The organism is Nitrosomonas sp., from assembly GCF_019635155.1.
Taxonomy (GTDB): Bacteria; Pseudomonadota; Gammaproteobacteria; order Burkholderiales; family Nitrosomonadaceae; genus Nitrosomonas.
Genome location: NZ_JAHBZY010000008.1, coordinates 35185 through 51096 on the forward strand (window position 1 = coordinate 35185; position 15912 = coordinate 51096).

A 15912-nucleotide genomic window follows, 5' to 3' on the forward strand; every position below is an offset into this window, starting at 1 on the left:
AAATACTCATTCCTGTAAAATTCGCAGCGCGAGTCACTGTTCATCCAAATATTATTTTTTGAACATGAATTCATTGCACAGTCGCATAATATCAAACACATAGCGCGATAATCCATGTATTATCCCTATGAAGATCAATAATTAATTACAAAAAGGAAATGTTATGGCAACTAATATACCGGGCTATACCTACGGTACCCCTGCAGTAGCAAAATCTCCTGTTTCCCTGGATGATTTCGCCAAACTCAAACAAGCATCACTGTTTGGCGACGACGATGTGCGTTATTTGAAAATGTCTCACGATGTGCTGAAGGACCAAGTCGAACAAATTTTGGACGTGTGGTACGGATTTGTCGGTTCAACCCCGTTTCTGCTGCATTACTTCACCAACGCAGCCGATGGCCAGCCTAACATGGATTACCTGGGGGGTGTTCGCAAACGCTTCGGTCAATGGATTCTGGATACGGCCAAAGCCGATTACAACCAAGATTGGCTCAATTATCAACACGAAATCGGATTACGTCATCACAGCTCCAAGAAAAACACCACAGACAATGTGAAATCGGTACCGATCATTCACATTCATTACATTTTTGCATTGTTGATCCCGATTACCACCACATTACGCCCATTTCTGGAAAAAAGCGGCCACTCTCGCGACGATGTCGACCACATGCAAGATGCATGGCGCAAATCGGTGCTGATGCAAGTGATCCTCTGGTCACGGCCTTATATCAAATCAGGCGAGTTCTAATTGCTCATGGGAGAGCGGGCACCGCTCTCCGTCAATCACGTCCATCATTTTCTTCATGCCGCCAGCATATGCACCTTTCGATCATTATCCCTGCGTTTAATGAGCAACAGTTGATCCTGGAATGCTTGCGTTCGATTCAGCAGTCTGTCAGCGCCAACCCCAAACCCGGTTTTACGCACGAAGTAATCGTCGTCGACAACAATTCCACCGACAAAACCGCTGAACTGGCCAAACAAGCCGGCGCCATCGTCGTATTCGAACCGATCAACCAAATCGGTCGCGCCCGTAATGCGGGAGCTGCCGTAGCAACCGGCGATTGGCTCTTGTTTGTCGATGCCGATAGCTTGCTCAATCCCGGTATGGTAAGCGATATCTTGCAGCTGGTCGAAAGCGGCCGATACGTCGGTTGCGGCAGTGTCCTGAACATGCCCGGCTTACCCTGGTGGGGCAATGCCGCCATGCGGCTTTGGACAACGCTCTCGGTTACTTTCCATTGGGCTGCGGGTGCGCTGGTAGTGTGCCGGACGGATGCTTTTCGTGAAGTGGGCGGTTTTAACCAGGAACTGTTCGCCGCCGACGAAATCGATTTAAGTCAACTACTAAAAAAATGGGGGCGTCAACGTGGATTAAAGTTCACGATACTGACCCGTCACCCGTTGGAAACTTCTCCCAGGAAAATTCAACTGTACACCGGTCGTGAGATTGCGGAACAATTGTTACGCGTCATCATCAGCCCTCGCAAAACGTTACTTAACAAAAAAAAATTACCGATCTGGTATGACGGTAGACGTTAATCAGAACAATTCAGTTTGAGGTAAATAACACGTGACAACTCATTTGCCTTCGCTGAGACTGGCACTCGTATGCGGCGGTACCGGCGCAGAACATATCGGCAGTATCGAAAGTGCACTGTGGATACTGAGTCAATTTCGAACCGATCACCACCCTACTTTTTTCTACCAGCACCCCGATGGCCGCCTGGCCGAGGCGGCTGAATTACCCGCTTTGTTCGAAACTTGGGCAACGCATCCTTACATTAAAGCTTGGAGCGATCCGGCAGGTGCCGAGCGTTGCCGTGCCATCTTCCGGCGAGCGGCAGCTTGGAATGGATCGCCGTGGACGATGCTGACCAGCACGCGCTGGGACTTGGTGTGGCCGGCTTTTCATGGCCGTGGCGGTGAAGACGGCAGTTTCCAGGGTTTTTGTGAAAGCTTGGATCTACCCTACGCCGGCTGCGGCATTGCGGCATCCGTTATCAGCGTCGATAAAATCAAAACCAAAGCGATCTTGCGGGTATCCGGCCTCCCCGTACTGCCGCAAGTCACGATCGACGACTGGGAATTAGGCGGTTCCGCTGCCATTTCAGCGCTCGCTGAGCAAATGCAACACGCTCAAAGCAAGATTCAATCAGGTTTTGATGTTATCAAAACCGCTAGCCCGGTATTGACCGAACGGATTATAGAAACGGAACAGCATTTGCATTATCCGGTTTTCGTCAAACCGGCCAGTTTAGGGTCTTCGCTCGGCGTTACCAAGGTTAGCAATCGCGAGGAATTGGTTTCGGCATTGATTCAATCGCTGGCACTCGACCGGCGTGTACTGATAGAGCCGCAATGCAACTGGCCGGAATACGGTATCGGATTGTGCGGTCTGGATGAGCCCAAGGTTTCATGGGTGGTCGGATATGCATTGAATCCGGATTTTTTCGATTACGAGGCCAAATTCGGCAACCAGGCGCAAGACGATGCCATTCCGGCGCATCTCGACGCAAATCAAACACGCCGACTCCAAGAGCTGGCTATCGCCACTTGGCATGCATTGGACTTAGAAAGTTGCGCACGAGTCGATTGCTTCTATGAAAACGGCCAGTTTGCGATCAACGAAGTCAATACCATGCCGGGCTTCGGTGCGCATAGCGTTTATGCCGAAGCCTTCGCCAAAGCGGATTTAGCGCCAGCCGTATTATTGGATGAAATCATAGCTGCCGGCTTGGAACGCCATCGCCGACGCAATCAGCTTAACATTGGTTTTAAGGATCGATTATGAACGCTCCCCGCCAAACCGTATCCGTCCTTTTCGGCGGCAAAAGCCCGGAACATTGGGTCAGCGTCAAATCCGGATTATTTGCCATGCTGCACCTCGATCCGGCACGTTATCAGGTACGTGGCGTTTATTTCGATCAACAGGGTAAACCTGCTCCGGCAGCCAGTTGCCGGAATGCCATTGCAACTTTCTTTGCCCGCAACGAAGTTACTTTTTTCGGCCCTGGTGAAACCCCGCCGGCGGATGATCTTTGCACATGGTTGCAAGAACGCGCACACCCATCCGGTGAAATGTGTCTCCGCGATGGTGGCCAAGGCGACTGGGGGCTGTTCCTGCCGGTTTTTCATGGCCAAGGCGGTGAAGACGGCAGCATTCAGGGTTTCCTCGAATTTATGCGCTTGCCTTATGGTGGTTGTAATTTGGAAGGTTCGGCGCTGGGAATCGATAAAATACTGACCAAACAATTCTGCGAGGCTGCCGGACTGGCCGTAGCGCCGTGGACTGCAGTAACCGTTGTTACCTGGGCACAGAATCAGCAGGCTTGCCTGGAACGCTGCCGCCCCTTAGGTTTACCGCTATTTATCAAACCCGCCCGTTTAGGTTCGTCGATCGGCTTGCATCGTGTAACCCGTTTTGAAGATCTTGCATCCGCTATCGAAGACGCATTGAAATGGGATAACCGCATCCTGATCGAAGCACAGGTTCAAGGCATCGAATACGGCATCGGCATCGCCGGTAACCAAGCGCACCCCCGGATATCGGCCATTGCCGAATCCACGCTACGCTCCGACAGCTTCGATTACGATGCCAAATACAGCGCCGACGCACTCGACGATATCGTTCCTGCCCGATTAAGCGAAACCGATACCGTCCGGCTACAGGAATTTGCATTAAAGGTTTGGCGTGCATTGGATATGCGCGGAATCGCCCGTATTGACTGTTTCCTGAGTCCGGAAGGCCCGGTGCTCAACGAAGTCAACACCATGCCGGGACTATCCGCCTGGGCGCCGTTCGTCATGGCGTGGCGGCATATCGGCGTACGCGCACCGGATCTGATGGATTTGATAACCCAAGAGGCACTGGAAAGAATGCCGTATGCGCGTCGTTAACACTTTGCTTTTTACGGCAGCCCATTTCTTCCTTACGAAAGCAGGCACGAATCGATCATCGCAATCAACTCAACATAGACATAACCATTCTTTCAACCTACTGAGAACACTAAAATAAACTGCCGCAACTAAAATCGGCGGGCTTCTCCTGCTTTTAGCTTCTTGTATTTCCGCTATCAGCTGCGACCCAGCCTTCAGCAAGCAACGATGCAAACTCAGGAATCGATTTCTACAAGTCAATCTTCGAATATATTTTATTCCGTTCTAGTTTATTCGTATCAATAACATTATCATCTGGCTATTACATTACGATTATTCCGGCCTGATGAATTTATGACCACTATTTTGGTTGTGTTCTTACTGATCTGTATCGGCTATATCGCATACCTCCATCGCCGTTACAACCGCGACAAGGAATCAATGCGCATACTCGCTATTGAAGCTATCATTCAGACAACCCGCTACGGCGTTATCGAGACCGATTTAACCGGAACCATACTGATCTTTAACCCTGCCGCTGAGGAAATGCTGGGTTACCACGGGGAGGAAGTCATCGGCAAACTGACACCTGCCATTATTCACATTCCGGAGGAAATTGCAGCCCGCGCTAACGAATTGGGAATCGAACCCGGTTTTGACGTTTTTGTCAAAAACCCTCGGGAAAAACGTGAAGTGGAAACCAGGGAATGGACCTATAAACGTAAAGATCACTCAACGTTTATTTCTTACCTGTCAATTAGCGCATTAAGAGATGCTAATGATCATTTGATCGGCTACGTGGGTGTCTTTGAGGATATTACTGCGCTCAAAGAATGGCAGAAAGCACAGCAAATGAAAGACGAATTTTTAGCGAATGTCAGTCACGAACTGCGTACGCCTTTAAATGCCGTGATGGGTTTATCAACACTGATCGAAACGGAATCCGATCAGGAAAAAATCAGAAATTATGCACACGATATCCATCTATCAGGCAGGCATTTACTGGATATCGTAAATGAATTGCTCGATTTCTCAAAAATTCAGGCAGGTAAATTCCAAATCGAAAAAGTACAACTACCGCTCATCAAAGTATTCAAGGATTGCCGTGCAATATTGCTCGGGCTGGCGAAGGAAAAACACGTTACCCTCCGGTTCGATTATCGAAATATTGCTGAAGGATGTTATGTAGAAGGTGACGAACTCAGATTGAAACAAATCATCAACAATATCGTGTCGAATGCCATCAAATTTTCAGAAGGCGGTATCGTTGAAGTCTGCGCCGATTATCGCGACGACACACTTTCTGTCATCGTTAAAGATAACGGTATCGGCATGAATGCGGAAATCGTCAGAAATCTCTTCAAGCCTTTTTATCAGGCAGACGGCTCTATCACTCGAAAATTTGGCGGTACCGGTTTAGGTCTGGCGATTTCAAAAAACATTATCGATAGAATGAATGGATCGATCACAGTAGAATCATCCGTTGGTAAGGGATCGACTTTTAACTTGTCGATTCCCCTGTATTCCGCACCTCAAGAATACAAGCACCCCGCGAATAGTGTCCCGCTACATACATTTGGTCATCGCTATCATGTACTGATCGCGGAAGACAACACGTTGAATCAGTTAATCCTTGAACAAGTATTGCGCCGGTTTGAATTAAACGTAACCAAAGCTGGCAATGGTAAGGAAGCACTCGATCTGGCGTTGAAAAACAAATTTGATCTTATCCTCATGGATATGCAGATGCCTGAAATGGATGGCATCCAATCGACGAAGATGCTTAGAGAAAATGGAATTTTAGCGCCAGTGATCGCTTGCACAGCCAATGCCTATCAAGACGACAAAGCCGCTTGCATAGCTTCCGGCATGAACGATTTTATTACCAAACCAATCGATATCCCCGCCCTTAATACATTATTCATAAAATACCTGCCCACACGTGAGAACAATCAACCGTTGGACACTTAACTCCGAATGACTCACAAGAGACAGCTCGTAAAAAACTATTTGGCGATTGTAATGCTCGGCACGCCGATGCGGGGCAAATCAGTAACCGTCATCTGAAATAACAAGAATAGCAGTTGAAAAGCATCACGATTCCACCGGGCATGAGGACCGGAAGTATTAACGGCGTAATAGCGACTATCCCAGCGAATAGAAAAATCAGCGCCGGACGGTGGTGTGCTGGATACAGAAAATCCCATGGTTATATTGGGATTTTCATCGCCGAGTATGGGAAGTGTTCTGGAATCTTTCTCGACATGGTAACCGACTTCTGAGCCCAGTGACTTGCTCAGGAAGCCGAGAATCGAGTGAAAACTTCTTAGCCGGAAAAAACCGCTCATCGGCCATTCGCCACCGGGATAGCCCGCACGGATATCGAATGCGATATCGCTCACATCCCATTCGCGGGCACGTTCATTCAATTTCTCACGTTCCTCTTCAGAAAGCAGATCGGGATCGTAATTGGTAATCAAAATCGGCCCGGGAATTTGTTTTCGCAAGGAAAAAGTATCATCGGCGGCGTTATAGTGCACGATAAATTCCTTTTGCAACGACTGAAAGCTATCAGGGGCAATCGTAGCGGCGGGCATGATCCAAGTATGCGTTAGCAATAGTGGTTCCGCATACAGTTGATTGTGATCTTGGATTGCGGAAAGATGCAATGCGACACGACGAAACATCTCGTAGCCCATTCTTTCCGACGGGCTATTGCGATAAACGCCGCGCTGAACGGAATCCTCCATGCGCACCTCTTGCGCCATCATCCGCAGCAACATGTCCACATCATAGTGTTGACGCAGTAACAATGTCAGCTTGCTCTGCGGAAATGGCGTCAACAGCCGTTTGGTAAATTCTTCGCCTTCAATCGGCACGATACTGATCGTAGGGCTTTCGGCAAGGCTACCGCCAAAAATCGGCATCAGAGTTGCTCCGGCAAGTCCTCCCAATGCCGGAGTCGCACCGGCATTGGCAGCGAAAGTGAAGGTAGCGGTTATATTGGAAACACCGGTAAAATGAATCGGCTGCCGGTAATGCGCCCGGACGATATTGACAAGCAACTGCTGCGAGATGGCATCTGTAACGGCTTCATCGTACGCGATCACGGCGCGGTTCAGCGCAATCGGTGAGAGACAACCGGTCAAAGCAATCAGAATGCAGCCATATGTCAAAACACGCAGCAAAACACCTCGCCAACTTGAACAGATATACTTACACTTCATTTGCATTTCACTATTCTGAAACTCACTATTTCTGATGCATTCACACAGATTATGTGCCAGTGCCGAAAACAAGGAATCGAATATCCGGCCAAATACGGTAATGACTGAAACTAAGCAGAGTAATATCCCTGCCCCGCATGATTCTCAAAACGTGTATATTCACCGAGAAAGGTTAAATCAACCTTTCCAATCGGTCCATTACGTTGTTTGCCGATGATTATCTCCGCAATGCCTTTATCCGGTGAATCCGGGTTATAAACTTCGTCCCGATAAATGAAAAGTATCACATCCGCATCTTGTTCGATGGCGCCGGATTCACGTAAATCGGACATAACCGGACGTTTGTTGGGCCGCTGTTCCAGGCTGCGATTCAATTGCGATAACGCAATTACCGGAACTTTCAGTTCCTTTGCCAATCCTTTTAATGCGCGTGAAATTTCAGAAATTTCCGTAGCCCGGTTTTCTCCTTGGCTGGTGGAAGACATGAGCTGTAAATAATCAACCACGATCAATCCTAGCTCACCGTATTGTCGGTATAACCGCCTTGCTCGCGCTCGCAACTCCAATGCATTAAGTGCTGCGGTTTCATCAATATAAATGGGCGCTTCATTTAATTTTCCTAAGGCGTGCGTCAATTTCGGCCAATCCTCATCGGCTAAGCGCCCCGTTCGCACTTTATGTTGATCAAGCTTTCCGACCGACCCCAATAACCGCATGGCCAATTGAGCGCCGCCCATTTCCATACTAAATACCGCAACCGGCTTGTTTAATTCCAGCGCGACATGTTCGGCAATGTTTAAAGAAAAAGCGGTTTTACCCATCGAAGGACGGCCCGCGACAATAATCAGATCGCCCGATTGAAAACCGGATGTTTTTTGGTCAAGATCATGAAATCCGGATGCAACACCGGTTACATTGCTCGGATTATCCTGGCTATATAACAACTCTATGCGTTCCACCACTTGTTTCAAAAGCGGCTGGATACCGACAAAACCTTCTTTTCCGCGCGCACCTTCTTCTGCGATTTCAAAAACTTTGGCTTCCGCTTCATCCAGTAAATTGGCCGCGGAACGCCCGGCTGGGTTATATGCTGAGTCTGTTATCTGCACACCAATTTGTGCCAGATTGCGCATAATGGAACGTTCACGGACAATTTCTGCATAGCGCTTGATATTGGCGGCAGACGGCGTGTTTTGCACTATTGCACCGATATAAGCAAGCCCGCCGACTGTTTGCAGCTCTGCAGATGTTTCCAGCGATTCCGCCACCGTAATCACATCCGCCGGCTTACTCTGCTCAATCAATTTACAAATGTGGTGATAAATCATCCGGTGATCGTATCGGTAGAAATCATTCTCCGTGATGATGTCGGCTACTTTTTCCCAAGCATCATTATCCAGCATCAAACCGCCAAGAACCGACTGTTCACTTTCTATCGAATGAGGAGGCGTCTTATAAGGATCCGTGAGCTGATCCTGCAAAAAACTGATCGGTGACTGCGCCATGGAAATTAAATATATGCAATTGGTGGTTTTTTCATTTTATCATTAAGCCGCATTACAAATAAAAAAGGACTATAAAAATAGTCCTTTTTTAAAAAACCGAACCTAAGCAGCAGCCGTCTATATCGTCGCTTCTCCAAGTACTGAAACAGTAATACTCGCTGTTACATCACTATGCAGCGTGATGGTCAGCGGATAGTCTCCAACTTGCTTTAATTGACCATTCGGCATATGGATCATGGATCTTTCGATGCTGAAACCCAATCCGGTCAGCGCCTCAGAAATATTTGCGTTAGACACGGAACCGAATAGCTTTCCATCGCTTCCGGTTTTTTGTGTAATCTGCACCAATAATCCATCAAGCTTCGTAGCCACTGCTTTAGCTGCATCTAAAGCAGCCGCCTGTTTCTTTTCCAATTCCGCTCGTCTTGACTGAAACTCAGCAATCGCCTGCTCGGTCGCGCGCTTTGCCTTTCCTTGCGGAATCAGATAGTTACGCGCAAAGCCGCTTTTAACATTAACGATATCGCCCAGTTGTCCCAAGTTTACGATTTTTTCCATCAGAATAATTTGCATTGCAATGACTCCTTAGTGACGATCAGTATACGGCAGCAATGCTAAAAAGCGTGCCCGTTCAATAGCTGTACTCAGTTGGCGCTGATAAAAAGCACTTGTCCCGGTAATACGCGCCGGAATAATTTTGCCATTTTCACTGATAAAGTCCTTTAAAAGCTCAGTGTCCTTGTAGTCCACATGCTTAATACCTTCTGCAGTAAATCTACAAAATTTCTTACGCTTGAATAAAGGACGATTAGCTTTTTTCTCTTTTTCTTTATCTTTAGTATCTTTACGTCTGGTAAAACGCGTCATGTTTGTTAATCCCTAATGTCTGATTAAATAAGTTCAATATGGTTTGCATGCAATACGAGTTGATGATTCATATGGCTTTTCCGATTCAAAAAACCTGTCAATCTAACCATACTATCAATTTGAAATTCCGCTACCCCGAGTGCCAATTGATCCATCGCTATCGCGAAAATATCAAAAATTATTTGTCTCATTGCTCCTGCTTCTCTTTGCCGCGATACATGATTAACAGTAAATTCGATAACGGCAACACCGGCGGGCGTGTAACGTAAAACACCCAACCTTATGAGTTTTCCACTAATAATTGTTTGATTACATTCCAATTGCAATTAAATTTATACGGCTGCACTGGCTTCGTCAGGTGTATCTTCAGTCTCTAATTCATCAACGCTTGATTCTGCACCATCCAAGCTGGACGAACTTGATTTTTCTTCTTGACGCATCATTGGAGACGGCTCCGTAACCGGACCATCGGTGCGGATGGTTAAGTGCCTGAGAATGGCATCGCTGAATTTGAAAGCATGATCCAAATCATCCAGAGTTTCTTGATCACATTCAATATTCATTAGAACATAATGTGCTTTATGAACTTTCTGGATCAGATAGGCGAGCTGACGGCGCCCCCAGTCTTCCATTCGATGGATCTTACCATTTTTTGCGGTAACAATGCCGCGATAGCGTTCGATCATTGCCGGCACTTGCTCGCTTTGATCAGGATGAACAATAAAAACGATTTCGTAATGTCGCATATTTTCCTTATGGGTAAAGCCTTCCGCCAGTGGCAGTAAGACAAGGTTAAAAACCGATGATGGCAGTAAGACAAGGTTAAAAAACCGATGATTTTACTAGACTCATAGTACAATTTCAATGAGTACCCATTGAATCCGTAGCGGATGACCGATCAATCTCCATAAAACCGGGGCGCCAAGCAGCCCGCCATACAAAATTTCGCACCCATACGAAACTGATAAAGCCACGGATATTATTCCCCTGTTATTTTCCCGCGCAACGATTTTTTCCGGCCATGCAAAATTTTTTCTTCCAATCGTTTGGTCTTTGAAGCTAGAGTGGGTTGCGTAGATTTTCGTGGTTTAACTTCGGCAATCACGGAATTGATCAGCGTTTGCAGCCGTTCTAACGCATCGGCTTTATTCTTGACCTGACTGCGAAAACGCTGCGCTTTGATAATAACGATGCCATCACTGGAAATTCTACGATCCTTTAAACTCAATAATCTTTCTTTATATTGTTCTGGCAGCGAAGAAGCCTTGATATCGAAACGTAAATGAATCGCGGTCGACACTTTGTTGACATTCTGCCCGCCCGAGCCTTGCGAGCGCACAGCCTGTATTTCAATTTCAGTCAAGGGTATGGTTATATCCTTGGCTAACATGAGTGTCGTATCGCACATACGCAGTTTAGTAATCACCTAATCAAAAAACCGAGATTCAATCTCTCGTGATCGCGATCTTGGTAGAATAATGATTCATTATTGATAACCGATACGCCAGTATCCAAAACAAAATGCGCATTGCAATCATCGGCGCCGGTTGCTCCGGGCTGACCACCATCAAACATCTTGTAGAGGCCGGACTAACAAATATCGTTTGTTATGAAGAAACTGATCAAATCGGCGGCAATTGGGTCTATACAGCCACGCCCGGTCATAGCAGCATCTGCCATACAACCCATACGATTTCCAGCAAACAGATGTCGCAATTCAGTGATTTCCCTATGCCGCAGGACTATCCCGATTATCCCAGCCACCAACAAATTCTCGCCTACTTTCAATCGTATGCACAACATTTCCAGCTGGAAAAGTATATTTACTTCCAAGTTAGCGTTTTGCATGTGCATAAAATCCAGAGCGAACGGTGGCGTTTGACCTTAAGTGATGGCACCCAGTCCGAATTTGATTATCTCTTCGTCGCGAATGGGCATCTGTCGAACCCACGTCATCCTGATTGGAAAAATGATTTCTCAGGAAAATATTTGCATTCGCATGATTTCAAAAATAATCAAACATTAGAAAACCAGCGTGTGCTCGTGGTGGGTGCTGGAAACTCCGGTTGTGATTGTGCAATTGAAGCGAGCCGTAACGCGGCTTCTGTCGACATCAGTTTACGCTCGCCGCAATATATTATACCCAAGCTTATCATGGGAAAACCCACCGACACTTTTGCGGCATCCATGCAATGGCTTCCGCAATGCGTGCAAGATTGGTTGCAAAAGCTCTCCTTGCGCATTCAAATCGGACATTACCGTGACTATGGGTTACCGGAACCTGATTCTTCACCAACGCAAGCACATCCAACCATCAATACGGAATTATTCGACAGAATACGGCATGGCAAAATACATCCACGCCCCGGGATTCAAGATGTTGCTGGGAAAACAATCCGCTTTAGCGATGGAGCCGTTGCAGAATACGATGTCATCATTGCCGCTACCGGTTATATTATCAGTTTTCCCTTTTTTGATCGCAGTTTCATAAATTGGGAGAATGCATTACACATCCCGCTTTATTTGCGCATTTTTCACCCGGATCATTCCAGTCTATTCTTTATCGGTTTAATACAACCGCAAGGCTGTATTTGGACACTGACGGAAGCGCAATCGCGCTTGGTCTCACGATTATTGGCCGGCAAAATTCGTCTGCCCGGTAAATGGAGAACACACGCTGTTACTGAAGGAAAATTTTGGGCAGAGCAATTTCTTGCCCGTCCCCGCCATTCGCTCGAAGTCCGTTACCATCCCTATCTCAAACAAATCCGGCAACTGAGCAAATAACCATAAGCTGTGAAACAAACTACCGAAAAATCTATAATGCTAAATTTACAAATCAGAGCAAGCATTCTAGGCGCATGAATGACGAACAAAAAAATGTTGAGTCGGCCAAAGACATATTGCATACTAGTTGCGCTTTGATTTTCAAAAAACACACTCAATACATATTCTGCATCTTTCCAATAGAATCCTTTTTTCACAGGCAATACAATGTTCATCAGCGTTCTTGATCTCTTCAAAATCGGTATCGGCCCATCCAGTTCACACACAATGGGGCCGATGGTTGCAGCTAATGATTTTCGCAACCGGATTCAGACATTTGTTACGAATAATCCTGCTCAGGCTTTTTTGCAGGTACGTTGTACATTGCGCGGTTCATTGGCTTTTACCGGGAAAGGTCACGCCACCGATCGTGCTGTCACATTGGGCATGAACGGATACACCCCGCAAGGTCTGGCCACTATGGATGTCAATGAATTGTTCCAAAGACTGTGGCAGCAAACAACTTTCCAAATTAACGACACGAGCATCGTTCATTTTTCACCTTCCGAAGACATTATTTTTGATAAAGGGGAGCCACTACCGGAACATCCCAATGGCATGATTTTCCAATTGCTGGATGGCACCGGACGGACTCTTTTAACCGAAACTTATTTTTCAATCGGTGGTGGTTTTATCACGACGATTGCTGAAATCGGTCAAATCGTTGCGCCGATCAAAATGGAAGTAGCTCGTTCGTGCGGCTTTCCGTTCGACTCTGCAAACCAGATGATGAAAATGTCCGCCGATAGTGGCTTATCGGTCGCTGCCATGAAACGCAGCAACGAGCTTGAACGCACTAGTGAGCAAGCGCTAAATGCCGGACTGGATGCGATTTGGAATGCTATGCGTACGTGCCTGGAAAAGGGCCTGACTGCGGAAGGTCAATTACCCGGTGGCTTAAAAATAAAGCGACGCGCTCACTCACTTTACCAGCAACTACAAAACAACCCGCAGAAAGCTACGCTCAATGATTGGTTATGCGCTTACGCAATGGCGGTTAATGAAGAAAATGCCGCTGGTCACTCGGTAGTTACCGCACCGACCAACGGTGCTGCCGGGGTAATACCGGCAGTTATTTACTATGCAGTCAAACATGAAGGAGCAACACTGGAACAGGTTCGCGACTTCCTGTTGGTTGCCGGTGCAATCGGCGGATTAATCAAACACAACAGTTCGATCTCCGGTGCTGAAGTCGGTTGCCAGGGTGAAGTCGGCTCGGCATCATCAATGGCTGCAGCCGGTTTATGCGCCATCCATAACGGCTCAACTGCACAAATCGAGAATGCCGCAGAAATTGCATTAGAACACCATCTCGGCATGACTTGTGATCCGGTCGGCGGTTTGGTACAAGTTCCATGCATCGAACGCAACGGCTTTGGCGCCATCAAAGCCTACACTGCAGCCTCACTGGCGACTCGTGGCGATGGTCAGCATTTTATGTCGTTGGATAATTGCATTGCGGCGATGAAGCAAACCGGATTGGAAATGTCGGTAAAATATAAAGAAACATCATTGGGAGGTTTAGCGGTCAGTATCACCGAATGCTGAAGGAACGCTGATTAATCCATCGAGCAAGATATTTTGTTGCATGCGCTGCCCACACATCATAGAAGCCGATCCCGCCCGGTCGCTATTCAGATACCGGTTTTAAAATGCAGAATCCCAGGCAGGGTAAACTAAAAAAACAACGCCCACAAGGGGCGTTGATCGACTAACATTAGGAAGATACGATGGCAGTCTAGCACGAAAACTGTGAAGGAATTGTGATTGAAAACGGATAGTCTCAGTTTCTGATTCATTAATTTTCAAGCTGGTCTCGCCAGCGGATATAAGAAGTTCATCCTGGTTTTATCCAAACAAGATTTGCTGCTCAATTTTACCCAGTACATTTTTTATATTGATCTGTGTATCATAGGTCGGTGCTTGTCGGTAACGATAAAATCGTTTACTTGAAAACTCTACCAAATAAAAAAGGAAAACTTATGGGCGCTATTTTCTTTTACATTTTCATTTATTTCATTGGGTACTATGGCTCTAATATTTTAAATATGCTGACGGTCCGCCCGATTATCACCAATCGATTTGTCGTTGCTTTGGTACCCGTTTACGGTGTAGCTTTAATGCATGCCTATATGATCGTCACCAAACCACTCCCACCAGGAAAAGATGTCACCGTTGAATATGCTCTTTTTGAATTTGTCGCATTACCCGTCGTGCTTATCACGGTGGGTGCAATTTATTTCATGTGGAACGGCAAAGGAAACCAAGATGATCATACAGTCGCTGTTCCAACAAATATTGATACTGAAGCAGCGACAACTGAGTCTTCTCCAATTCATGACCAAAAAACAGATTCGCAAACAGAGGTTAGTGAATTCTCCGAAGGAAAACAAAATAGCGATAAAAGCTAATTGCTCAAACTGCAGCCAATCAGTACACTAGAATGCAAACCCCGCCGGAAGGCGGGGTTTATGGGATACGGTGTTAAAACCCGTTAGATATATTGTTTTTGGTAACGTGCCATAGAAACCAGTAGCATCAAGCCGACCAGCAGCATCGCGTAGGTTTGCGGTTCCGGAATGGCCGCAATCGACGTGTTAAACGCAGCACCGCCAAAAATCGCAACATCGCCCTTGGTTGAATTGAGGTTATGCTCTCCAAGCTGCACGATCGTCAACGTATGCGTCATGAAATCTAATCCGGTGACTACCAGAATTCTATTACCGGCGCGATACATATCAAAAGTACCGATATCGACATTGTCGACCAGGAATTGGGCAAAACCGTCATTATGATCACCCGCCATTACAAAACCTACGGCATTGCTGATAGCGGAAAACGTTGTAGTCGCTTGGCTTGTTCCCGGAATACCGGCTGCCGAGTCGTCAAATAGCCACAATTCCCGTATTCCCCGCCCGCCGGTCGGGCCGTCACCGGTCACCACCCAATCGATGCCGCCTTTTCCGGCATTCCTATATTCCAGAACCGGATTGCCATAAATGCTTAATGGGTTGCCGTTCTTTTCAGTCGTCACCAAGGGCAGCCATTCTACCGAAAATGCTGATACATTCGGACTGATCAGCAGTAATGCAATTATCAATATTCGTGTCATTTTATACTCCAGTCACCAATTATTTCGCTAAACCGTTCACCTTTGCCGCAATTATGCTATCGAAAGAAACTATATTAAATTAAGATATATTCATTCTAGGCTCGCTCACTGATTAATTCCATAGTCAATCATTCCTGCTTTACAACTAGGACATTTATGACCATTTATCAAAACTATAGATCAAATTATTCACGGGATGGTTTAGCTCAATCGCCGGAATAAAGGGATATTTCCACCTTATTTCTGATGATCGCCCAAACATCGAATAGAAACGGAAGGTTGCAATGAACTCGGTGTTTCGGATACATTGAAAAGCAAGTGGTACAAACGATACAAAATTGAATTTTCCCATCGCGCCGGAACCTTCTTCCGCGATGTTTGCCCAATTTCGCTAAGAAATTAAACTTGTGGCTTCTGACTAATAAGCATTCATCTTCTATTGATTAATGAAAATTATCTTAGAATTAATAATCTTCATTGTTGTTTTGAA

16 protein-coding genes are annotated in these 15912 nt (G+C 46.5%); 8 read left to right on the forward strand and 8 right to left on the reverse strand.

Annotated features, from left to right (window positions below; translation table 11 throughout):
* Positions 1-163 precede the first annotated feature (163 nt).
* From KF839_RS07060 to KF839_RS07080, 5 genes are all read left to right on the forward strand, one after another.
* Positions 164-754, forward strand: a complete 591-nt coding sequence (locus KF839_RS07060; RefSeq protein WP_292917142.1) for a protoglobin domain-containing protein — start codon at positions 164-166, stop codon at positions 752-754.
* Positions 755-822: 68 nt separating this feature from the next.
* The gene (locus KF839_RS07065; protein ID WP_292917143.1) at positions 823-1548 is read left to right on the forward strand and encodes a glycosyltransferase; all 726 of its coding nucleotides are present in this window, start codon (positions 823-825) and stop codon (positions 1546-1548) included.
* 31 nt (positions 1549-1579) lie between these two features.
* Positions 1580-2800 carry a D-alanine--D-alanine ligase gene (locus KF839_RS07070; protein WP_292917144.1) on the forward strand — a complete coding sequence of 407 codons (1221 nt, stop codon included), beginning with the start codon at positions 1580-1582 and terminating at the stop codon, positions 2798-2800.
* The gene (locus KF839_RS07075; RefSeq protein WP_292917145.1) at positions 2797-3906 is read left to right on the forward strand and encodes a D-alanine--D-alanine ligase family protein; all 1110 of its coding nucleotides are present in this window, start codon (positions 2797-2799) and stop codon (positions 3904-3906) included. Before KF839_RS07070 ends, KF839_RS07075 begins: the two co-directional genes overlap by 4 nt.
* Before the next feature lie 333 nt (positions 3907-4239).
* Positions 4240-5856, forward strand: a complete 1617-nt coding sequence (locus KF839_RS07080; protein ID WP_292917146.1) for a hybrid sensor histidine kinase/response regulator — start codon at positions 4240-4242, stop codon at positions 5854-5856.
* 35 nt (positions 5857-5891) lie between these two features.
* Here KF839_RS07080 and KF839_RS07085 read toward each other — a convergent pair whose 3' ends face one another.
* From KF839_RS07085 to arfB, 7 genes are all read right to left on the reverse strand, one after another.
* A complete protein-coding gene (locus tag KF839_RS07085) occupies positions 5892-7112 on the reverse strand; it encodes a hypothetical protein (RefSeq protein ID WP_292917147.1) in 1221 nt (406 codons plus the stop codon).
* Positions 7113-7222: 110 nt separating this feature from the next.
* On the reverse strand, positions 7223-8617 hold the full coding sequence (gene dnaB, locus KF839_RS07090) for a replicative DNA helicase (RefSeq protein WP_292917148.1): 1395 nt from the start codon (positions 8615-8617) through the stop codon (positions 7223-7225).
* 117 nt (positions 8618-8734) lie between these two features.
* Positions 8735-9190: a 50S ribosomal protein L9 gene (gene rplI, locus KF839_RS07095; protein ID WP_292917149.1), complete on the reverse strand. Its 456-nt coding sequence runs from the start codon at positions 9188-9190 to the stop codon at positions 8735-8737.
* A 12-nt stretch (positions 9191-9202) separates the two neighbouring features.
* Complete coding sequence (gene rpsR, locus KF839_RS07100; protein WP_292917150.1) at positions 9203-9484, reverse strand: 30S ribosomal protein S18; 282 nt, start codon at positions 9482-9484, stop codon at positions 9203-9205.
* 23 nt (positions 9485-9507) lie between these two features.
* Entirely contained in the window at positions 9508-9810 is a 303-nt protein-coding gene (gene priB / locus KF839_RS07105; RefSeq protein WP_323802052.1) for a primosomal replication protein N, read from the reverse strand.
* Between the two features lie 6 nt (positions 9811-9816).
* Positions 9817-10230, reverse strand: coding sequence for a 30S ribosomal protein S6 (gene rpsF / locus KF839_RS07110; RefSeq protein ID WP_292917152.1), 414 nt, complete (start codon positions 10228-10230; stop codon positions 9817-9819).
* A 233-nt stretch (positions 10231-10463) separates the two neighbouring features.
* A complete protein-coding gene (gene arfB / locus KF839_RS07115) occupies positions 10464-10910 on the reverse strand; it encodes an alternative ribosome rescue aminoacyl-tRNA hydrolase ArfB (protein WP_476739067.1) in 447 nt (148 codons plus the stop codon).
* 95 nt (positions 10911-11005) lie between these two features.
* Here arfB and KF839_RS07120 point away from each other — a divergent pair, with 95 nt between their 5' ends.
* The 3 genes from KF839_RS07120 to KF839_RS07130 all read left to right on the forward strand — a co-directional run bounded on the left by KF839_RS07120 (position 11006) and on the right by KF839_RS07130 (position 14721).
* Complete coding sequence (locus tag KF839_RS07120) at positions 11006-12271, forward strand: flavin-containing monooxygenase (protein WP_292917153.1); 1266 nt, start codon at positions 11006-11008, stop codon at positions 12269-12271.
* A gap of 207 nt (positions 12272-12478) precedes the next feature.
* Positions 12479-13858, forward strand: coding sequence for an L-serine ammonia-lyase (locus KF839_RS07125; RefSeq protein ID WP_292917154.1), 1380 nt, complete (start codon positions 12479-12481; stop codon positions 13856-13858).
* 401 nt (positions 13859-14259) lie between these two features.
* The gene (locus KF839_RS07130) at positions 14260-14721 is read left to right on the forward strand and encodes a hypothetical protein (protein WP_292917155.1); all 462 of its coding nucleotides are present in this window, start codon (positions 14260-14262) and stop codon (positions 14719-14721) included.
* 83 nt (positions 14722-14804) lie between these two features.
* Here KF839_RS07130 and KF839_RS07135 read toward each other — a convergent pair whose 3' ends face one another.
* Positions 14805-15422: a PEP-CTERM sorting domain-containing protein gene (locus tag KF839_RS07135; RefSeq protein WP_292917156.1), complete on the reverse strand. Its 618-nt coding sequence runs from the start codon at positions 15420-15422 to the stop codon at positions 14805-14807.
* Between the last annotated feature and the right edge of the window lie 490 nt (positions 15423-15912).